Genomic DNA, 18,966 nt, shown 5'->3' with positions numbered 1-18,966 from the left:
CCCTGCTCCTGATCACCCGAGCTGAACGCCGACTCCATACCCGACTGACCACCCAGGATCGCCGACAGCGAACCGTTGAGCTCACTGGTGATCTCGTCCGCGCGCGCCTTGAACTGATCGAACATCGCCCGGCCCGTGCCGTTGAACTTGCCCTCCAACGGCTGCGCCGCCTGCACCAACTGCCGGATCAACGTCCCGAGATCATCACTCGAACCGCGCGAATCACGCATCAACGACGACAGCGTCTGCGCACCCATGTCGAACTTCATACCGAACTCGCCTCCCCCGTCCGCGTTCTGACTTGGCGGTGTCTTTCTGTGCCCACCATGTTCATCCAACACCGATCGCACCTGCAACCGCGTTGCGTCACAACCCAGCTACAGGGCGGTTCGAGAGGTCCGCCGGAGTGGGCCCGAATGGCGCTCGGCGCCCGAATGTCACGATTGGGTTTCGGTTGGCGTCACCCCTTGCCACATCTGGATGTAATCGATTCCAATCACCTCTACACCCATCGATGTAATCGATTCCATGAGCCACGAGGAGGTGGACCGGCAATGGCGAGCATCAAGGACGTCGCCGCCGCGGCAGGCGTTTCCGTCGCCACGGTCTCGCGTGTGCTGAACGACCATCCGTCGGTCAGCGCGGACGCGCGCACGCGTGTGCTGACCGCCGTCGAGACGCTGGGCTACCGCCCGAACGCCGTCGCCCGGTCCCTGCGCACCGACCAGACCCACACCCTCGGCCTGGTCATCAGCGACGTGATGAACCCGTACTTCACCGAGCTGGCCCGCTCCGTCGAGGAGGAGGCCCGGGCCCTGGGCTACAGCGTGATCATCGGCAACGCCGACGAGCGGCCCGAGCTCCAGGACCACCACGTACGGAACCTGCTGGACCGCCGCATCGACGGCCTCCTCGTCTCCCCCACCGACGGCGGCTCGCCGCTGATGCTGGACGCCGTGCGCGCGGGGACCCCGATGGTCTTCGTGGACCGGTGGATCCCGGGCGTCGATGTGCCCGTGGTGCGGGCGGACGGGCGGGCCGCCGTGCGCGACCTCGTCGCCCATCTGTACGGCCTCGGGCACCGGCGGCTCGCGATCATCGCGGGGCCGGCGGCCACCACGACCGGGCGGGAGCGCGTGGACGCCTTCCGGGAGGCGCTCGGCGCGTACGGCCTCGATCTCCCGGAGGCCTACATAGGGCAGGGCGACTTCCAGGCCGACAGCGGACGCCGGGTCACCGAGGGCTTCCTCGACCTGCCCGAACCGCCCGAGGTCGTCTTCGCGGCCGACAACCTGATGGCCCTGGGCGCGCTGGACGCCGTACGCGCGCGTGGGCTGCGGGTGCCCGAGGACATCGCGCTCGCCGCCTTCGACGACATCCGGTGGTTCGTGCACACCGATCCGCCGATCACCGCCGTCGCCCAGCCCACCGGCGATCTGGGGCGTGCCGCCGTGCGCGCGCTGGTCGCCCGGATCGAGGGGCGGCCGGGCGAGTCCGTCACCCTCCCCGCCCGTCTCGTCGTACGCCGGTCGTGCGGCGCGCCGGGCGGCAGTCGGCACTCCCCCACCTGACCTTCCCCTCTCCCATCCCATCCCCTCCCCTCCCCTCCCCTCCCCTCCCCTCCCCTCCCCCACAGACAGTCCCCCCACAGTCCCCGTACGAAGGAGTACGTCGTGAGCGACCCGGACGAGTTGCTGCGTATCGAGGGCATCCGCAAAACCTTCCCCGGCGTGGTCGCGCTCGACGGCGTGGACTTCGATCTGCGCCGCGGGGAGGTGCATGTGCTGCTCGGTGAGAACGGCGCCGGCAAGAGCACGCTGATCAAGATGCTCTCCGGTGCCTACACGCCCGACGCCGGGCGGATCCTCGTAGGTGGTGAGGAGGTGCGCATCAACGGTGCGCAGGACTCCGAGCGCCTCGGGATCGCCACCATCTACCAGGAGTTCAACCTCGTTCCCGACCTGTCCGTAGCCGAGAACATCTTTCTCGGGCGGCAGCCCCGGCGCTTCGGGGTGATCGACCGGAAGCGGATGGAGGCGGACGCCGAGGAACTGCTCGCACGCGTGGGCGTGCGGGTCTCCCCCCGCGCGCGTGTGCGGGAACTCGGCATCGCCCGGCTGCAGATGGTCGAGATCGCCAAGGCGCTCAGTCTTGACGCGCGCGTGTTGATCATGGACGAGCCGACCGCCGTCCTGACCACCGAAGAGGTGGAGAAGCTGTTCGCCATCGTGCGGCAGCTGCGCGCGGACGGGGTCGGGGTCGTGTTCATCACGCACCACCTGGAGGAGATCGCCGCTCTCGGTGACCGCGTGACGGTGATCCGTGACGGCAGGAGCGTCGGGCAGGTGCCCGCCTCCACCGGTGAGGACGAGCTCGTACGCCTCATGGTGGGGCGGTCGATCGAGCAGCAGTACCCGCGGGAGCGGGCCGACGCCGGCGCCGCGCTGCTGACCGTCGAGGGGCTCACCCGGGACGGGGTCTTCCACGACGTGAGCTTCGAGGTGCGGGCCGGTGAGGTCGTCGGGATCGCGGGGCTCGTCGGGGCGGGCCGTACGGAGGTCGTACGGGCCGTGTTCGGGGCCGATCCCTACGACAAGGGGGCCGTGAAGGTCGCCGGTACGGCCGTGCGGCGCCATGACGTGGGCGCCGCCATGGCCGCCGGGATCGGGCTCGTGCCCGAGGACCGCAAAGGTCAGGGGCTCGTGCTGGACGCCTCCGTGGAGGAGAACCTCGGGCTCGTGACCCTGCGGTCGGCCACCCGGGCCGGGCTGGTCGACCTCAGGGGACAGCACGAATCCGCCACGCGGATCGCCCGGCAGCTCGGGGTGCGCATGGCCGGGCTCGGGCAGCATGTGCGGACTCTGTCCGGAGGCAACCAGCAGAAGGTCGTCATCGGCAAATGGCTGCTGGCGAACACCAAGGTGCTGATCCTCGACGAGCCGACGCGCGGGATCGACGTCGGCGCCAAGGTCGAGATCTACCAGCTCATCAACGAACTGACGGCCGCCGGCGCCGCCGTCCTGATGATCTCCAGCGATCTGCCCGAGGTGCTCGGCATGAGCGACCGGGTGCTGGTGATGGCGCAGGGGCGGATCGCCGGCGAACTCCCCGCCGGCGAGGCGACCCAGGACACCGTGATGGCGCTCGCCGTCAGTACCCCCGGCAATGCCGTCACCGACGGCGACACCGACACCGATGGAACGGAGGCCTCCCGTGGCCACTGACACGCTCAAGAGCTCCGCGGGCGCGGGCGGCGCCTCCGGCCCCGGCGGACTGCGCCGGCTGCTGCTCGACAACGGGGCGCTCACCGCGCTCATCGTCCTCGTCATCGCGCTGTCGGCGCTGTCCGGGGACTTCCTGACCGCCGACAACCTGCTCAACATCGGCGTCCAGGCCGCCGTCACCGCGATCCTCGCCTTCGGCGTCACGTTCGTGATCGTCTCGGCGGGCATCGACCTGTCCGTGGGGTCGGTGGCGGCGCTGTCGGCCACCGTGCTGGCGTGGAGCGCCACCAGTGAGGGCGTGCCCGTCGTACTGGCGGTCCTCCTCGCGGTGGCCACCGGCATCGCCTGTGGTCTCGTCAACGGCTTCCTGATCTCGTACGGCAAGCTGCCGCCGTTCATCGCGACGCTCGCCATGCTGTCCGTGGCGCGCGGTCTGTCGCTGGTCATCTCGCAGGGCTCGCCCATCGCCTTCCCGGACTCGATCTCGCACCTCGGTGACACGCTCGGCGGATGGCTGCCGGTGCCCGTGCTGGTGATGATCGTCATGGGTCTGATCACGGCGTTCGTGCTCGGCCGGACGTACCTCGGGCGGTCCATGTACGCGATCGGCGGCAACGAGGAGGCGGCCCGGCTGTCGGGGCTGCGGGTGAAGAAGCAGAAGCTCGCCATCTACGCGCTCTCCGGGCTGTTCGCGGCCGCCGCGGGCATCGTGCTCGCCTCCCGGCTGTCCTCCGCGCAGCCGCAGGCCGCGCAGGGGTACGAGCTGGACGCCATCGCGGCCGTCGTCATCGGCGGCGCCTCGCTCGCGGGCGGTACCGGCAAGGCGTCCGGCACGCTGATCGGCGCGCTGATCCTCGCGGTGCTGCGCAACGGCCTCAACCTCCTGTCCGTGTCGGCCTTCTGGCAGCAGGTGGTCATCGGTGTGGTGATCGCGCTGGCCGTGCTGCTCGACACCGTGCGGCGCAAGGCGGGGTCGACGCCGGTGGGTGCCGGTGGGGGCGGCGACAGGCGCAAGCAGGCGATCACCTATCTGCTCGCCGCCGTGCTCGCGGTGGCGGTGGTCGCGGCGACCTCGCTGCTGCACACCGGTTCGTCCGGCACGCAGAAGAAGGTCGGGCTGTCGCTGTCCACGCTCAACAACCCCTTCTTCGTGCAGATCCGGGCGGGCGCCGAGGCCGAGGCGAAGAAGCTCGGCGTCGACCTCACCGTCACCGACGCGCAGAACGACGCCTCGCAACAGGCCAACCAGTTGCAGAACTTCACCAGCGAGGGCGTGTCCTCGATCGTCGTCAACCCGGTGGACTCGGACGCGGCCGGTCCGTCGGTTCGGGCCGCCAACAAGGCCGACATCCCCGTCGTCGCCGTCGACCGGGGCGTCAACGAGGCGAAGACGGCCGCGCTCGTCGCGTCCGACAACGTCGAGGGCGGTGAGCTGGGCGCCAAGGCGCTCGCCGAGAAGCTCGGCGGCCAGGGCACGATCGTGATCCTCCAGGGCCAGGCCGGCACCTCCGCCAGCCGGGAACGCGGCGCGGGCTTCGCCGAGGGGCTGAAGGACTACCCGGGCATCAAGGTGGTCGCCAAGCAGCCGGCCGACTTCGACCGCACCAAGGGCCTCGACGTGATGACGAACCTGCTCCAGGCGCACCCCGACATCGACGGTGTGTTCGCGGAGAACGACGAGATGGCGCTCGGCGCGATCAAGGCTCTGGGTTCGAAGGCCGGCAAGTCGGTCCAGGTCGTCGGTTTCGACGGCACGCCGGACGGGCTGAAGGCGGTCGAGAACGGGACACTGTACGCGTCTGTGGCCCAGCAGCCGAAGGAACTCGGCCGGATCGCCGTGGACAACGCCCTGCGGGCGGCCGAGGGCGAGAAGGTGAGTGCGACGGTGAAGGTGCCGGTGAAGGTGATCACGAAGGAGAACGTGGCCGGCTTCGGCGGCTGACGGTCGCGTGCCGGGGTCGGCCCCGACCCCGGCACCCGCCGACGGCTCACGTCACTTACCAGGTACGCGTATCAGGGAGACCTTCATGTACGACTACGACCTCCTGGTCGTCGGGTCGGCCAACGCCGATCTGGTGATCGGCGTCGAGCGGCGGCCGGCGGCCGGCGAGACGGTGCTCGGGTCCGATCTGGCCGTCCACCCGGGCGGCAAGGGCGCCAACCAGGCGGTCGCGGCCGCCCGGCTGGGAGCCCGTACGGCCCTGCTGGCCCGGGTCGGTGACGACGCGTACGGTCGGCTGCTGCTCGACTCGCAGCGGGCGGCCGGGGTCGACACGGTGGGCGTGCTGGCCGGCGGTGCGCCGACCGGCGTCGCACTGATCACCGTGGACCCGTCAGGCGACAACAGCATCGTGGTGTCGCCGGGGGCGAACGGAAGGCTCAGGCCCGACGACGTACGGGCGGCGGGAAGCCTGTTCCAGGCCTCGCGGGTCGTCTCGGCGCAGTTGGAGATCCCGCTGGAGACGGTCGTGGAAGCGGTGCGCAGTACGGCGCCCGGCAGCCGGTTCGTGCTGAACCCCTCGCCGCCGCGACCGCTCCCGCCGGAGGTGCTGGCGGCGTGCGACCCGCTGATCGTGAACGAGCACGAGGCGAAGGTGATCCTCGGGGACGCCCTGGTCGGCGACGACCCTGCCGGCTGGGCGCGGATCCTGCTGGCGCGCGGGCCGCGCTCGGTGGTCGTGACACTGGGGGCGGAGGGTGCGCTGGTGGCCTCCGCGCAGGGGGTTACCCAGGTGCCCTCGGTCAAGGTCGACGCGGTCGACACCACCGGCGCGGGCGACGCCTTCACGGCGGCGCTGGCCTGGCGGCTGGGTCAGGGCGACACCCTCGCGGAGGCGGCGGCGTACGCGGCGCGGGTGGGGGCGGCGGCCGTGACGAAGGCGGGGGCTCAGGAGTCGTACCCGACGCCGGAAGAGGTCGCCGCGCTATGAGGAAGGCAGGGATCCTCAACCGTCACCTCGCCGGTGCGCTGGCCGAGTTGGGGCACGGGGACGGGGTGCTGGTGTGCGACGCCGGGATGCCGATACCGGCCGGTCCGCGCGTCGTCGACCTGGCCTTCCGGGCCGGGGTGCCCTCGTTCGCCGACGTGCTGGACGGGCTGCTGGCCGAGCTGGTCGTGGAAGGCGCGACGGCGGCGACGGAGGTACGGGGGGCCAATCCGGCGGTGGCCGCGCTGCTGGACGGGTGCTTCCCGGAGCTCGGCCTCGTACCCCACGAGCGGCTCAAGGAGCTGTCGGGGGGCGCGCGGCTGGTCGTACGCACCGGGGAGGCGACGCCGTACGCGAACGTGCTGCTGCGCTGCGGGGTGTTCTTCTGAGTCCTGTGAGTCCTGCCGGCTCGTGGGCACGCGTGGAGGGGGCCGGTCGACGGACCGGCCCCCTCGGCTTTCCCCTCCCGTCAGAACCCCCCGCGATCCCCCCGGATCCCCCCGGATCCCCCCAGATTCCCCCCACGGAAGCTCTGACTCCAAGTACGACCCCCGGTGGCCGGGGAGGGTTGCGTCCCGCGGCGGGAATTTCTTGCCGGATTTTCCGCAAGCGTGTCCGTGGAGCCCCGGCTTCAGCGGCGCAGGATGGTTTCCCGGTCCATGCGCGAGAGTTTCTCGGGGTTGCGCACGGCGTAGAGCCCGGTGATGAGGCCGTCGTCGATGCGCACCGCCACGACGGTGTCCAGCTCACCGTCGAGCTGGAGGAACAGCGCCGGACGGCCGTTGACCTCCGTCGGCCGCAGCCGCGCCGGGCCCGGGACCCTGCTCAGCCCGCCGATCATCAGGCGGGCCACCTTGTCGGCCCCGACGACGGGCCGCAGGATCGCCTGCTTGACCCCGCCGCCGTCGCCCATGAGGACGACGTCCGGCGCGAGGATGTCGAGCAGGCTCTGCAGATCACCGGTCTCCACCGCCCGCCGGAACGCGTCGAGCGCCTCCCGGGTCTCGGTCGGGGAGACGACCCCGCGGGGTCGCCGTGCCGCGACGTGCGCCCGTGCCCGGTGGGCGATCTGGCGGACGGTGGCAGGCATCTTGTCGACGGCTTCGGCGATCTCGTCGTATCCGAGGTCGAAGACCTCGCGCAGCACGAACACCGCCCGCTCGGTGGGTGTCAGCGTCTCCAGCACCAGCAGCATCGCCATGGAGACGCTGTCGGCCAGTTCGACGTCCTCGGCCACGTCCGGGGTGGTCAGCAGCGGCTCGGGCAGCCAGGAGCCGACGTAGGACTCCTTGCGGCGGCCGAGGGTCCGCAGCCGGCTCAGTGACTGGCGGGTGGTGATCCGGACCAGGTACGCGCGCCGGTCCCGCACGGTGCCGAGATCGACGCCGGCCCACCGCAGCCAGGTCTCCTGAAGGACGTCCTCGGCGTCGGCGGCCGAGCCGAGCATCTCGTAGGCGACCGTGAACAGCAGGTTGCGGTGGGCGACGAACGCCTCGGTGGCCGGGTCCACGCGTCCGCCGCCGGCGTGCCGCCCGGCCGTGACCCGCGTGCGCTCGCTGCCCTCGCCGTTCATCCGCTGCTCCCGCCTCTTCGCTCCTCGAAGTGCCACGCGCACAGGACGCCGGTGCCCGCGGGTCTGTGACATCGCCGCGCGGTGGCTCACGTCACACCATCGCGGCGTCACAGGGATCCGTCCGCCGGCATCTCGTGTTCGTCAGTGCGACGCCGCGAGTGAGTGAGGACGCAGTCATGGACGCCCGATTCAACCTGTTCGAGAACGAGCTCGGCGCCAAGTTCGCCAAGAGGTTCGCCAACGCCGGCCTTGTCATCCACCAGTCTGCGCTGCCGCCGGCCACGCAGGAGCTGGTGTCGTTGCGCGCCAGCCAGATCAACGGCTGCGGCTGGTGCATCGACATGCACACCAAGGAGGCCGCGGCGGCGGGTGAGAGCGCCGTCCGGCTGAACCTCGTCGCCGCCTGGCGGGAGTCCACCGTGTTCACCGAGGCCGAGCAGGCCGCGCTGGCGCTCGCCGAGGAGGGCACCCGCCTCGCCGACGCCGGCCCCGGCGTGTCAGACGAGACGTGGGACCGGGTGCGCAAGCACTACGACGACGACCAGATCGCGGCGCTGGTCGCCCTGGTCGCCCTGATCAACGCGGCCAACCGGCTCGCGGTGATCGTGCACCAGCGGGGCGGCTCCTACGAGCCCGGCATGTTCACAGCCGCGCTCAGCTGACCCCCGGACGGCCCCGAACCGGCCCTGGCCCCAGGCTCCGGGCCGGCCGGGGTCCCGCGAGTGCGGATCGGGTCAGCCCCGCACGCACGCGTTCACGGCATCACCTCGCGTGCGAACCTCGTCGCGGTCTCCGCCAGTACCTCACGGCCGTCCCGGGCCCACAGGGCCTCGTTGAAGAGTTCGACCTCGATCGGTCCGGTGTACCCGGCGGCCTCGACGTAGCCCTTCCACTCCCGCATGTCGATCGAGCCCTCGCCGATCTGGCCGCGGCCGGTGAGGACGCCCTCAGGCAACGGGGTGGTCCAGTCGGCGAGTTGGAAGGTGTGGATGCGGCCGCCGGCGCCCGCGCGGGCGATCTGTCGCGGCGCCGCGTCGTCCCACCAGATGTGATACGTGTCCACCGCGACGCCGACCTGGTGCGCGGGGAAGCGTTCCGCGAGGTCGAGGGCCTGCGTGAGGGTCGAGACCACGCAGCGGTCGGAGGCGTACATCGGGTGGAGCGGCTCGATCGCGAGGCGGACTCCGTGCCGTTGCGCGTACGGGCCGAGTTCCGCGAGCGCGTCCGCGACGCGTTCCCGTGCGCCGCGCAGGTCCTTGGAGCCCGGCGGCAGGCCGCCCGAGACCAGGACCAGCGTGTCCGTGCCGAGCGTGGCCGCCTCGTCGATCGCGCGGCGGTTGTCGGCGAGAGCGCAGGCCCGCTCCTGGGGGTCGATCGCGGTGAAGAAGCCGCCGCGGCACAGTGTCGTGACCGTCAGGCCCGCCCCTCGGACCAGCTTGGCGGTCGCCTCCACGCCGTACGACTGGACCGGCTCGCGCCACAGGCCCACACCCGGGACCCCCAACTCCAGGCAGGCCGAGACAAGTTCGGGCAGGGCCAGCTGCTTCACGGTCATCTGGTTGATGCTGAAACGCTCCATTGCGGTGCTCACTGCGTCACCCCGTACAGCGCGAGCAGGGTCCTCATCCGCTCCTGAGCCCGCTTCGGGTCGGGGAACAGGCCCAACCCGTCCGCGAGTTCGTAGGCGCGGGCGAGGTGCGGGAGGGAGCGGGCCGACTGGAGTCCGCCGACCATCGTGAAGTGCGACTGGTGGCCGGCCAGCCAGGCCAGCAGGACCACGCCGGTCTTGTAGAAGCGGGTCGGTGCCTGGAAGAGGTGGCGGGACAGTTCGACGGTGGGGTCGAGCAGGCCGCGGAAGCCCGTCACGTCCCCGGTGTCCAGGACGCGTACCGCCTCCGCCGCCAGCGGGCCGAGCGGGTCGAAGATGCCGAGAAGGGCATGGCTGAAGCCGCGCTCGTCGCCCGCGATCAGCTCGGGGTAGTGGAAGTCGTCGCCGGTGTAGCAGCGGACGCCCTTCGGGAGCCGCCGGCGCAGGTCGATCTCGCGCCGGGCGTCGAGCAGGGAGACCTTGATGCCGTCGACCTTGCCGGGGTGGGCGGCGATCACGTCCAGGAGCGTGCCGGTGGCCGCGTCGAGGTCCTCCGACCCCCAGTAGCCCGTCAGCGCCGGGTCGAACATCGGGCCCAGCCAGTGCAGGATCACCGGCTCGGCGGACTGGCGCAGCAGGTGACCGTAGACCTCCAGGTAGTCCTCGGGGCCGGTCGCGGCGGCCGCGAGTGCACGCGAGGCCATGAGGATCGGCTGGGCGCCGGACCGCTCGACCAGCGCGAGCTGCTCCTCGTAGGCGGCGCGGACCTCCGCGAGGGTGCCTGAGGTGATCTGGTCCGTCCCCACTCCGCAGGCGATACGGCCACCGACCGCCTTCGCCTCCGCCGCCGACCTGCGGATCAGCTCCGCCGCGCCCGCCCAGTCCAGGCCCATGCCCCGCTGGGCGGTGTCCATCGCCTCGGCGACGCCCAGCCCGTGCGACCACAGATGGCGGCGGAAGGCGAGCGTGGCGTCCCAGTCGATCGCGGCGGGCGAGTCCGGGGTGGCGTCGGCGAACGGGTCGGCGACGACGTGTGCGGCGGCGAGGACCGTACGGGAGGAGGGGCCCGCGCCGGGAGTGAGGGCCAGGGGTTCGGAGCGGGGCTCGTAGGTCCGCAGGTCCCCGTGCGCGTCAGGGAGTCGGATCGTCACAGCGTGATCTCCGGTACGTCGATACGGCGGCCCTCTGCCGAGGACCTCAGGCCCAGTTCGGCGAGCTGGACGCCGCGGGCGCCGGCGAGCAGGTCCCAGTGGTAGGGGGCGCCGGCGTAGACGTGGCGCAGGAACAGTTCCCACTGGGCCTTGAACCCGTTCTCGAACTCGGCGTTGTCCGGCACCTCCTGCCACTGGTCGCGGAAGGCGTAGGTGGCCGGGAGGTCCGGGTTCCAGACCGGCATGGGGGTGGCGGCGCGGTGCTGGACGCGGCAGTCGCGCAGGCCCGCGACCGCCGAGCCCTCCGTGCCGTCCACCTGGAACTCGACCAGTTCGTCGCGGTTGACGCGCACGGTCCAGGAGGAGTTGATCTGGGCGATGGCGCCGCCGTCGAGTTCGAAGATGCCGTACGCGGCGTCGTCGGCGGTGGCGTCGTAGGGCTTGCCGTTCTCGTCGAAGCGCTGCGGGATGTGGGTGGTGGCGACGGCCTGCACGGAGGTCACCCGGCCGAAGAGCTCGTGCAGGACGTACTCCCAGTGTGGGAACATGTCGACGACGATGCCGCCGCCGTCCTCCGTGCGGTAGTTCCAGGACGGGCGCTGGGCGGACTGCCAGTCACCCTCGAAGACCCAGTAGCCGAACTCGCCGCGGACGGACAGCACGCGGCCGAAGAAGCCGCCGTCGACGAGCCGCTTCAGCTTGAGCAGCCCGGGCAGGAACAGCTTGTCCTGGACGACGCCGTGCTTGATGCCGGCGCCCTTGGCGAGGCGGGCCAGTTCGAGGGCGCCGGCGAGTCCGGTGGCCGTCGGTTTCTCGGTGTAGACGTGCTTGCCGGCCGCGATCGCCTTCCGGAGGGCCTCCTCGCGGGCGGAGGTGACCTGGGCGTCGAAGTAGATGTCGACGGCCGGGTCGGCGAGGACCGCGTCGACGTCCGTGGAGATGTGCTCCAGGCCGTGCCGATCGGCCAGCGCCCGCAGGGCGCGCTCGCGGCGGCCGACGAGGACGGGCTCGGGCCACAGCACGGTGCCGTCGCCGAGGTCGAGACCGCCTTGTTCGCGGAGGGCCAGGAGGGAGCGGACGAGGTGCTGGCGATAGCCCATGCGCCCGGTCACGCCGTTCATGGCGATGCGCACCGTCTTGCGGTTCACGTGGTTCCCTCTCGCTGTGACTAGTGGGCAGTGAGCGATACAGCAAGCGCTTTCTACACGGAGAAGCTAGCCTCTGAGCAGGGGTCCGGACAAGGGTGTGACCGTCTTGAGTTGTTCGAGGGGGCGAACAACTCGAGGCGGTGGCCGTATGGTCAACGCGGAGAATCACAGGCTGCGCTACCGGAGGACGACGAGATGACGGTGACCCTGGCGGACGTGGCTGCCCGCGCCCAGGTCTCGCCCGCGACGGTGTCGCGCGTGCTGAACGGGAACTACCCGGTGGCCGCATCCACCCGCGAGCGGGTGCTCAAGGCGGTCGACGAGCTGGACTACGTCCTCAACGGCCCCGCCAGCGCGCTCGCCGCGGCCACCTCCGACCTGGTCGGCATCCTGGTCAACGACATCGCCGACCCGTTCTTCGGAATCATGGCGAGCGCCATCCAGTCGGAGATCGGCGGGCCGGGCGGCAGAGCCGGCGGGGAGCGGCTCGCGGTCGTCTGCAACACGGGCGGCTCCCCCGAGCGCGAGCTGACGTATCTGACCCTGCTGCAGCGGCAGCGCGCCGCCGCTGTCGTGCTCACCGGTGGCGCGGTGGAGGACGCCGCACATGTGGCGGCGGTGTCGGCGAAACTGCGCAGGCTGACCGAGGCCGGGACGCGGGTCGTGCTGTGCGGGCGGCCGCCCGCGCCGGAGACCCAGGCGGTGGCGCTGACCTTCGAGAACCGCGGCGGTGGACGGCAGTTGACGGAGCATCTGATCGGCCTGGGGCACCGCCGGCTCGGCTACATCGCCGGCCCGGAGGAGCGGACCACGACCCGGCACCGGCTGGAGGGGCACCGGGCCGCGCTGGAGGCGGCGGGAATCCCGGAGGACCCGCGCTGGACCGTCCACGGTCGCTACGACCGCCGGTCCGGCTACGAGGCCACGCTGGAGCTGCTGCGCCGCGATCCGTCCCTCACGGCCGTGGTCGCCGCGAACGACTCCGTCGCGCTGGGGGCGTGCGCCGCGCTGCGGGAGACGGGACGGCGGATACCGGACGACGTCTCGGTCGCCGGGTTCGACGACCTGCCGTTCAGCATCGACGCCGTGCCCGCTCTCACGACGGTACGGCTGCCGCTGGCGGAGGCGGGGGCACGCGCGGGACGGATCGCCATGGGCCGCGAGGAGCCACCACCGGGCGGGATCGCCACGGTGCGGGGGGAATTGATGGTGCGGGGGTCGACGGGGGCGCCGCGGGGGTGAGGGCCGGGGTTCAGGCCTGAGGCACGTACCGCGCCTCCCCGTACAGGGCGCGCCGAGGGGCACGGGTCGACTCCGTAGGGACGGCCGCGACCGGGGCTGTCCGCATCCGTAGGTGCGGCCGCGCCTCCTGCTCGCCCTCAGGGGCGGATCCCGTCGCAGGCGATGGACAGGTGCCGGGGGCCGCGCAGTACGGCGTTCCGGCGGTACGGGGGCGGGTCCTCCAGCAGGCGGGGGTTCTCCAGGCGGCGGGCCAGTTCGGCAAGGGCCAGCTGGGCCTCCAGACGGGCCAGTGGTGCGCCGAAGCAGCTGTGGATGCCGCTGCCGAACCCGAGGTGCTGGATGTCCCCGCGGTCCGGGTCGAAGCGGTCCGGATCCTCGAACCGCTGCGGGTCGCGGTTGCCGGACGCGAGCACCAGCCAGAGGGAGGCGCCCTTGGGAATGGTGACGCCGCGGATCTCGATGTCGGCGAGGGTCGTGCGCTGCGGCACCAGCTGCACGGGCGGCTCGAAGCGCAGCAGCTCCTCGACGACGGGCACGGCGAGCCGCGGCTCGGCCCGCAGCCGCCGCAGGACGTCCGGATTGCGCAGCAGGGTCAGCATGCCGTTGGTGACGAGGTTGACGGTGGTCTCGTGCCCCGCGATCAGCAGCAGCGCCGCGGTGCTGAGCAGCTCCATCGTGGTCATCGCGCCGTCCGGGCCGTCGGCCGACGCCAGCGCGGAGATCATGTCGTTCCTGGGGTGCTTGCGACGCTCCTCGGCCAGGCCGGCCAGGTACATGCCGAGCTGCATACGGGCCTCGTGCGACGTCTTGCCGCGCTCGCCGGGGTCCGCGTCCGGATCGGGGTCCAGGCTCGCGGCGATGGTGTCCGCCCAGCCGTGGAAGCGCGGCTCGTCCTCGCGCGGCACGCCGAGGAGCCGGCAGATCACGGTCACCGGGAACGGGTACGAGAAGTCCTCCACCAGGTCGATCCGTCCGGGGTCGGCGATGCCGTCGACGAGGCCGGAGACGATGCCGTGCAGTTCCTCGCGCATACCGTCGACCCGGTGCGGGGAGTGCGGCGGGCCGAAGGGCCGGTTCGTCATCCGCCGCAGCCGGTCGTGCTCGGGCGGGTCGAGCCGCAGAAAGCTCGGCGGCAGCGCCCCGTCCCCCTGCTCGGACGACGACTCGGCCAGCGGGTCGTGCGCCGCCGAGCCCAGGTTGCGGGCGTCGGAGCTGATGCGGGGGTCGTGCAGGAGGCTGCGGATCTCGTAGTAGGTGCTGACGACGTAGGGCCCGTCGTCCTGGTGGAGGACCGGCGTCTTCCGCAACTCCTCGTAGATGGGGTACGGGTTGGCGCGGTTGGAGTAGTCCAGGATCTGATGCAGCGGAGATGGCGTCATCGTGCGTCCTCGTGGCCGGGCGGGTCAGTGCGCGGGGGTGAACGTGATCCGGCGGTCGGCCGGCGAGTATCCGCTGAGGGTCACCGTGGGACCGTGCGTGGGCACCGACGGGTCGGGGAAGTCCGCGTCCATCGGACGCTGTCCCGGGCTCCGGCCGACCGTGGGGAACGGCGGCGGGAAGGGGGCGGTGGTCTCGATCAGCTCCTGGTAGAACGGCAGCCACCGGGCGTGGTCGAAGGCGACCGCGCCGATGACGCGCCCCTGGTAGCCGTAGACACCGACGAACCGCCGATCGGCGAGCGAGCCCTGCGAGATGAGGATCTCCGTGCCCAGCGACGGCACCCCGACCGACTTGATGTTCACGCCGAACTGCGAGGACCAGAAGGCCGGCACCCACAGGTGGGGCAGCCGGTCGGCGCTCTCGCTGAGCATGTTGTGCGCCGCGATCTCGGCCTGGCGGACGGCGTTGCCCCAGTGCTCGAGGGACAGGAACTGGTAGCCGAACAGGGCGTGCGGGGACCGCGCCACGTCGCCGGCGACGTAGATGTCGTCGGTCACGATGCCGCGGACGTCGAAGGCACGGCACCCGGCGTCGCAGGCGATGCCGCGCGGGCCCGCCCCGAGTCCGGACCCGGCGAGCCACTCGGTGTTGCGGGTGGCGCCGAGGGAGACGATCACGAGGTCGGTCTCGACGGTGGACCCGTCGGACAGGTGCGCGGCCCGCACCCGGCACGAGGCGTCGCCCTCCAGCGCGGTCACCATGACCCCGCACCGCAGGTCCACGCCGTGTTCCTGCTGGAGGTCGGCGGCGACCGCGCCGACCACTCCGCCGAGCGCGCCGACCAGCGGCGCCCCGGCGCGCTCGGCGACGGTGACGGTGATGCCGCGTTCGCGGCAGGCGGAGGCGATCTCCGAGCCGGTGAACCCGGCGCCGATCACGAAGACCCGCTTGGGGCCCTCGGCGAGCCGCCGCTCCAGCCGGGCGGCGTCGTCGCGGGTGCGCAGCACGAAGACACCGTCGAGTTCCGCCTCGGCCTGGTGGGGCCACGGCCGCGCCCGCACCCCGGTGGTGATCAGCAGCCGGTCGTACGGCACCTCGTCGCCGTCGCCCAGCCGTACCCGCCGGGCGGCCATGTCCAGGCCGGTGGCCGGGACGCCGAGCCGCCAGGTCGCGTCGAGGTCCCGGCGCCTGGGCAGTGCGGTGCGCTCGGCGGTGGTCAGGCCCAGCAGCACCTGCTTGGACAGCGGGGGCCGGTCGTACGGCTCGTAGGGCTCGTCACCGATGATCGTCAGGGAGCCGGTGAAGCCCTTCTCGCGCAGGGTCTCGGCGCCGCGCAGGCCCGCCAGCGAGGCGCCGACGACGACGATGCGGCCGTCGCGTCTGAGTCTTTCCAGGGATCCGTCAGCGTTCATCGGAGACCGCCCCGACGGGTACGTCCACCTCGTCGACGAGGATGGCCTGGACGGGGCAGGCGGCTGCGGCCTGCGCGAGTTTGTCGCGCTGCGCCTCGTCTGCCTCGGGGTGGTAGAGCAGCCCCTCCTCGCCGTGCATGACGAAGACTTCGGGTGCGAGGAACGCGCACTGGGCGTATCCCTGACAGCGGTTCAGGTCGACGACAAGCCTCACCAAGGGATTGGTCCTCTCCAACGGCCCGGCCCCCGTGCCCCCATCCTCGGCGCGTCGGCGGGGTACGGCGACGAGGAGTGGTCCGTCGGAGTGAACTCCGCCCCCTGCTCAGGGCCCGGCACAGGTGTCAGCCCGCGGGCCGCCTGCCCCACAGGACGTTCAGGCTGACGATCAGCGCCCAGGCCGGGAAGACCAGTTCGGACCAGGGCAGGTTCGCCCCCACCACGAGCAGCACCAGGCCGACGAGATAGCCGAGGACGACGAGGGGGCGCGGAAGGACGCCGAGCCGGTGGCCGATGGTCGAGGTCGTGAAGATGAAGACCGCCGCCATGCGCAGCCCGTACGTGGTCAGCAGGGTGTAGGCGAAGTGGCGGCCGAACGTCGAGTGCTGCTGCGGGTCGTCGAGCACGGTCCCGGCCGCCGCCCCGCTGCCGAACAGCATGGCGACGAAGACCAGTCCGCTGCCCAGGAACACGGTGGACACGAACCGGTCCTCCCCGGCACCCGCCTGCTCGCGCAGCGCTCCCATGAACCACAGGAAGGCGATCCCGGCGAACGGCAGGAGCGCCAGCGCCGTCTGTACGGCGCTGCGCTGCCCGGCGTCGACGGTGACCTCGGTGCCGCCGGCCCCGCCGGGCAGGGCGAGGCGCACCAGGACGATCGCCGCGGCCATCAGGAGCGCGAACAGGACCCCGGCGATCCCGGCGGCCCGGGGTGTCCCGAGGCGCTCGTGCTTCTGCCGCATCGTTCCTCGCTCTCTGCCTGTCCTCCTTCGCGCAGACGTCCGTCCCCCGTCGCCCGGACCTCTGCCCTTCCTTCGTACAGACAGCAGCAATCCGCGCGCTCCCGCCACCGGGCCGCGTCGGCCGCGAGAGGGCCGGCGGCCCGCGCTTGACCTCAAGCGCGGTTGACGTACGACGCTCGTCGCATGAGCGATCACCACGCGTCCCAGGACGTCCACACCCTCGTCCCCGTCCTCGTCCACCGCCTCTTCCGGGCCCTCGACGCCCGCGAGTTCGTACCGGGCACGATGGGCGCCCTCGCCACCGAGGACGTACGGATGGAGACACCCGTCGGCGCCGCCGAGGGCCTCGCTGCGGTCGAGCGGCTCGCGGCGGAGGCGGTCGAGCGGTTCGTGCGGACGCAGCACATGGCGTCCGGGATCCTCGTCGACGCCGAGGGCGACCGGGCCGACGTCTCCTGGAACGCCCATATGACCCATGTCCACGAGGACGGGGCCCTGTTCACCGTCGGGGGGCGGTTCGACGCCGAGGCGCGGCGTACGCCGGACGGCTGGCGGTTCAGCCGGATGGCGGTGCGGCCCGTGTGGACGCAGGGGCGGCCGCCCGTCGTCGGGTGAACCGGACTGATCGCCCCACGGGCGATGAGTTCCGGGCCGGTCCGCGGTCTTCAGTGCAGTTCCGTCCCCGACCGACCCGGACAGCAGGAGCCACCCATGCCCATCGTCATCAGTGAGTTCATCAGCCTCGACGGCGTCGTCCAGGCGCCCGGCGGCCCCCAGGAGGACACCGACGGCGGGTTCGCCCACGGCGGGTGGACGCACCCCTTCTTCGACCCGGAGATCGTCGGCGGGGCCTTCGACGCGGCGCTGGAGGGGGCCGACGCCCTGCTGTTCGGGCGACGGACCTGGCAGACGATGGCCGGGGCGTGGCCGGAGCGGGCGGGGGACCCGTTCGCCGACCGGATGAACTCCGTCCGCAAGTACGTCGTCAGCGGCACCCTCGGTGACGCCGACACCAAGGCCTGGGACAACACCCTGCTCGTCCCGGCCGCCGGGGCCGTCGCCGAGCTGCGCGGGCTCAGCGCGTCCGAGGGCGGGAACCTGCTGGTCATGGGCAGCCCGACGCTCGCCCGTACGCTGCTGGGCGAGGGCCTGGTGGACGAGCTGCGGCTGATCGTCATGCCGGTGGTGCTCGGCGGCGGAAAGTCGATCTTCCCGGACGGCGGTACGAAGACCACGTTCGAGCTGGTCTCCACGACCGCCTCGGACGCGGGCGCCCAGGTGTGCGTCTACCGGCGGGCCGCCGGGCAGTAGCCGCCGGGGCATGGACGGGAAAGGGGAGGGCGGCCTAGGCTCGACCCGGCGACATCTCTGACCGAGTCAACCATCCGGGTCGGCCGACCGGGCCGCCCCTCCCGGACCGGGGCCGATCATGACCGTCCAGGACATCCGCTCCTTCAACCGCTTCTACACCCATCTCATCGGCGCCCTCGACTACGGCCGCCACCTGTACGCGCCCTACACCCTCACCGAGTCCCGCGTCCTGTACGAGCTCGCGCACTCGACGCGTACGGACGCCGCCGACCTGCGCACCCAACTCCACCTGGACGCCGGTTATCTGAGCCGGATCCTGAACAGGTTCGAGCAGGACGGGCTGATCGAGCGGGCGCCCTCGGAGCGGGATCCGCGCCGTCGGCGTATCACCCTCACCGCGCGCGGCCGGGAGGCCGCGGGCCTGCTCGACGAGCGGGCACGGCAGACGGTCGGGGCGCTGCTGGCCGGTGTGCCGCCCGAGGAGCGGGGGCGGCTCGCCGAGGCGCTGGGGACGGTGCGCGCCATCCTGGGCACCGGCCGGACACCGCGCCCCGAGGACGTGGTGCTGCGCGAGCCCGGCTCCGGTGACCTCGGCTGGATCGTGCAGCGCAACGCCGCGCTGTACGCCGCCGAGCACGGCTGGAACACCGACTACGAGGGGCTGGTCGCCCGGATCGTCGCGGACTTCGCGGAGGACCACGATCCGCACCTGGAGCGGGTGTGGATCGCCGAGCTGGACGGGCGTCCGGTGGGGTGCGTGATGTGCGTACGGGACGAGGCGCCGGCCACCGCCCGGCTGCGGCTGCTCCTGGTCGAGCCGGACGCGCGCGGTCTCGGCATCGGCGACCGGCTGGTGCGGTCGGTCGTCGGCTTCGCGCGCGGGGTGGGCTACCGCGACCTGGTCCTGTGGACGAACGACGTACTGACCGCCGCCCGCCGCGTCTACCAGCGGCACGGTTTCGTGCTGGTCGCCGAGAAGCCGCACCGCTCGTTCGGCAAGGACCTGGTCGGCCAGGACTGGCGCCTGGACCTGCGCGCACCAAGGGAGTGA

General features: G+C 72.0%; 19 protein-coding genes. 10 read left to right on the top strand and 9 right to left on the bottom strand.

Annotated elements, in window-relative coordinates:
* Positions 1 to 269 (bottom strand): hypothetical protein (locus ACFV6X_RS06945; RefSeq protein ID WP_385378736.1); only part of this gene is annotated, 269 nt, incomplete at its 3' end.
* Between the two features lie 285 nt (positions 270 to 554).
* Here ACFV6X_RS06945 and ACFV6X_RS06940 point away from each other — a divergent pair.
* From ACFV6X_RS06940 to rbsD, 5 genes are all read left to right on the top strand, one after another.
* The gene (locus tag ACFV6X_RS06940; protein ID WP_385378733.1) at positions 555 to 1,571 is read left to right on the top strand and encodes a LacI family DNA-binding transcriptional regulator; all 1,017 of its coding nucleotides are present in this window, start codon (positions 555 to 557) and stop codon (positions 1,569 to 1,571) included.
* A gap of 102 nt (positions 1,572 to 1,673) precedes the next feature.
* On the top strand, positions 1,674 to 3,224 hold the full coding sequence (locus tag ACFV6X_RS06935; protein WP_385378730.1) for a sugar ABC transporter ATP-binding protein: 1,551 nt from the start codon (positions 1,674 to 1,676) through the stop codon (positions 3,222 to 3,224).
* The gene (locus ACFV6X_RS06930) at positions 3,214 to 5,166 is read left to right on the top strand and encodes a substrate-binding domain-containing protein (protein ID WP_385378727.1); all 1,953 of its coding nucleotides are present in this window, start codon (positions 3,214 to 3,216) and stop codon (positions 5,164 to 5,166) included. Before ACFV6X_RS06935 ends, ACFV6X_RS06930 begins: the two co-directional genes overlap by 11 nt.
* Before the next feature lie 85 nt (positions 5,167 to 5,251).
* Entirely contained in the window at positions 5,252 to 6,154 is a 903-nt protein-coding gene (locus ACFV6X_RS06925) for a ribokinase (RefSeq protein WP_385378724.1), read from the top strand.
* Positions 6,151 to 6,540, top strand: a complete 390-nt coding sequence (gene rbsD / locus ACFV6X_RS06920; RefSeq protein ID WP_385378721.1) for a D-ribose pyranase — start codon at positions 6,151 to 6,153, stop codon at positions 6,538 to 6,540. The genes ACFV6X_RS06925 and rbsD overlap by 4 nt, the downstream gene beginning before the upstream one ends.
* A gap of 242 nt (positions 6,541 to 6,782) precedes the next feature.
* Here the strand turns inward: rbsD and ACFV6X_RS06915 are convergent, their stop codons facing one another.
* On the bottom strand, positions 6,783 to 7,724 hold the full coding sequence (locus ACFV6X_RS06915; protein WP_385378761.1) for an RNA polymerase sigma-70 factor: 942 nt from the start codon (positions 7,722 to 7,724) through the stop codon (positions 6,783 to 6,785).
* Between the two features lie 176 nt (positions 7,725 to 7,900).
* Here ACFV6X_RS06915 and ACFV6X_RS06910 point away from each other — a divergent pair, with 176 nt between their 5' ends.
* Positions 7,901 to 8,386, top strand: a complete 486-nt coding sequence (locus ACFV6X_RS06910) for a carboxymuconolactone decarboxylase family protein (RefSeq protein ID WP_385378719.1) — start codon at positions 7,901 to 7,903, stop codon at positions 8,384 to 8,386.
* Positions 8,387 to 8,478: 92 nt separating this feature from the next.
* On the opposite strand, the gene ACFV6X_RS06905 is transcribed toward ACFV6X_RS06910, so the two are convergent.
* The 3 genes from ACFV6X_RS06905 to ACFV6X_RS06895 are packed head-to-tail and all read right to left on the bottom strand — an operon-like array spanning position 8,479 to position 11,611.
* Positions 8,479 to 9,303, bottom strand: coding sequence for a sugar phosphate isomerase/epimerase family protein (locus ACFV6X_RS06905; protein WP_385378759.1), 825 nt, complete (start codon positions 9,301 to 9,303; stop codon positions 8,479 to 8,481).
* An 8-nt stretch (positions 9,304 to 9,311) separates the two neighbouring features.
* Positions 9,312 to 10,463: a dihydrodipicolinate synthase family protein gene (locus ACFV6X_RS06900; protein WP_385378716.1), complete on the bottom strand. Its 1,152-nt coding sequence runs from the start codon at positions 10,461 to 10,463 to the stop codon at positions 9,312 to 9,314.
* Positions 10,460 to 11,611 carry a Gfo/Idh/MocA family protein gene (locus tag ACFV6X_RS06895; protein ID WP_385378713.1) on the bottom strand — a complete coding sequence of 384 codons (1,152 nt, stop codon included), beginning with the start codon at positions 11,609 to 11,611 and terminating at the stop codon, positions 10,460 to 10,462. The genes ACFV6X_RS06900 and ACFV6X_RS06895 overlap by 4 nt, the downstream gene beginning before the upstream one ends.
* 195 nt (positions 11,612 to 11,806) lie before the next feature.
* Between ACFV6X_RS06895 and ACFV6X_RS06890 the strand changes: the two genes are divergently transcribed.
* The gene (locus ACFV6X_RS06890) at positions 11,807 to 12,853 is read left to right on the top strand and encodes a LacI family DNA-binding transcriptional regulator (RefSeq protein ID WP_365457270.1); all 1,047 of its coding nucleotides are present in this window, start codon (positions 11,807 to 11,809) and stop codon (positions 12,851 to 12,853) included.
* Between the two features lie 137 nt (positions 12,854 to 12,990).
* On the opposite strand, the gene ACFV6X_RS06885 is transcribed toward ACFV6X_RS06890, so the two are convergent.
* From ACFV6X_RS06885 to ACFV6X_RS06870, 4 genes are all read right to left on the bottom strand, one after another.
* Complete coding sequence (locus tag ACFV6X_RS06885) at positions 12,991 to 14,232, bottom strand: cytochrome P450 (RefSeq protein WP_385378710.1); 1,242 nt, start codon at positions 14,230 to 14,232, stop codon at positions 12,991 to 12,993.
* Positions 14,233 to 14,256: 24 nt separating this feature from the next.
* Complete coding sequence (locus ACFV6X_RS06880) at positions 14,257 to 15,645, bottom strand: NAD(P)/FAD-dependent oxidoreductase (protein ID WP_385378707.1); 1,389 nt, start codon at positions 15,643 to 15,645, stop codon at positions 14,257 to 14,259.
* Positions 15,635 to 15,859: a ferredoxin gene (locus ACFV6X_RS06875; protein ID WP_385378756.1), complete on the bottom strand. Its 225-nt coding sequence runs from the start codon at positions 15,857 to 15,859 to the stop codon at positions 15,635 to 15,637. Before ACFV6X_RS06875 ends, ACFV6X_RS06880 begins: the two co-directional genes overlap by 11 nt.
* Before the next feature lie 127 nt (positions 15,860 to 15,986).
* Complete coding sequence (locus tag ACFV6X_RS06870; RefSeq protein WP_385378704.1) at positions 15,987 to 16,604, bottom strand: hypothetical protein; 618 nt, start codon at positions 16,602 to 16,604, stop codon at positions 15,987 to 15,989.
* A gap of 183 nt (positions 16,605 to 16,787) precedes the next feature.
* On the opposite strand from ACFV6X_RS06870, the gene ACFV6X_RS06865 reads away from it, so the two are divergent.
* From ACFV6X_RS06865 to ACFV6X_RS06855, 3 genes are all read left to right on the top strand, one after another.
* On the top strand, positions 16,788 to 17,219 hold the full coding sequence (locus ACFV6X_RS06865; RefSeq protein ID WP_385378700.1) for a nuclear transport factor 2 family protein: 432 nt from the start codon (positions 16,788 to 16,790) through the stop codon (positions 17,217 to 17,219).
* A 96-nt stretch (positions 17,220 to 17,315) separates the two neighbouring features.
* Positions 17,316 to 17,915, top strand: a complete 600-nt coding sequence (locus tag ACFV6X_RS06860) for a dihydrofolate reductase family protein (protein ID WP_385378697.1) — start codon at positions 17,316 to 17,318, stop codon at positions 17,913 to 17,915.
* A gap of 118 nt (positions 17,916 to 18,033) precedes the next feature.
* Complete coding sequence (locus ACFV6X_RS06855) at positions 18,034 to 18,966, top strand: GNAT family N-acetyltransferase (RefSeq protein ID WP_385378694.1); 933 nt, start codon at positions 18,034 to 18,036, stop codon at positions 18,964 to 18,966.

Source organism: Streptomyces sp. NPDC059861 (assembly GCF_042731435.1).
In the GTDB taxonomy this organism is placed as follows: domain Bacteria; phylum Actinomycetota; class Actinomycetes; order Streptomycetales; family Streptomycetaceae; genus Streptomyces.
Note: the sequence above shows the minus strand (reverse complement) of the source record. Positions and strands in the feature narration are given on the sequence as shown.

What these genes read in the sequence shown, in the direction of transcription:
- ACFV6X_RS06865 (WP_385378700.1), top strand. Translation starts at nt 16,788, where the DNA reads ATGAGCGATCACCACGCGTCCCAGGACGTCCACACCCTCGTCCCCGTC.
- ACFV6X_RS06855 (WP_385378694.1), top strand. Translation starts at nt 18,034, where the DNA reads ATGACCGTCCAGGACATCCGCTCCTTCAACCGCTTCTACACCCATCTC.
- ACFV6X_RS06915 (WP_385378761.1), bottom strand. Translation starts at nt 7,724, where the DNA reads ATGAACGGCGAGGGCAGCGAGCGCACGCGGGTCACGGCCGGGCGGCAC.
- ACFV6X_RS06925 (WP_385378724.1), top strand. Translation starts at nt 5,252, where the DNA reads ATGTACGACTACGACCTCCTGGTCGTCGGGTCGGCCAACGCCGATCTG.
- ACFV6X_RS06905 (WP_385378759.1), bottom strand. Translation starts at nt 9,303, where the DNA reads ATGGAGCGTTTCAGCATCAACCAGATGACCGTGAAGCAGCTGGCCCTG.
- ACFV6X_RS06940 (WP_385378733.1), top strand. Translation starts at nt 555, where the DNA reads ATGGCGAGCATCAAGGACGTCGCCGCCGCGGCAGGCGTTTCCGTCGCC.
- rbsD (WP_385378721.1), top strand. Translation starts at nt 6,151, where the DNA reads ATGAGGAAGGCAGGGATCCTCAACCGTCACCTCGCCGGTGCGCTGGCC.
- ACFV6X_RS06870 (WP_385378704.1), bottom strand. Translation starts at nt 16,604, where the DNA reads ATGCGGCAGAAGCACGAGCGCCTCGGGACACCCCGGGCCGCCGGGATC.
- ACFV6X_RS06885 (WP_385378710.1), bottom strand. Translation starts at nt 14,232, where the DNA reads ATGACGCCATCTCCGCTGCATCAGATCCTGGACTACTCCAACCGCGCC.
- ACFV6X_RS06910 (WP_385378719.1), top strand. Translation starts at nt 7,901, where the DNA reads ATGGACGCCCGATTCAACCTGTTCGAGAACGAGCTCGGCGCCAAGTTC.
- ACFV6X_RS06890 (WP_365457270.1), top strand. Translation starts at nt 11,807, where the DNA reads ATGACGGTGACCCTGGCGGACGTGGCTGCCCGCGCCCAGGTCTCGCCC.
- ACFV6X_RS06860 (WP_385378697.1), top strand. Translation starts at nt 17,316, where the DNA reads ATGCCCATCGTCATCAGTGAGTTCATCAGCCTCGACGGCGTCGTCCAG.
- ACFV6X_RS06880 (WP_385378707.1), bottom strand. Translation starts at nt 15,645, where the DNA reads ATGAACGCTGACGGATCCCTGGAAAGACTCAGACGCGACGGCCGCATC.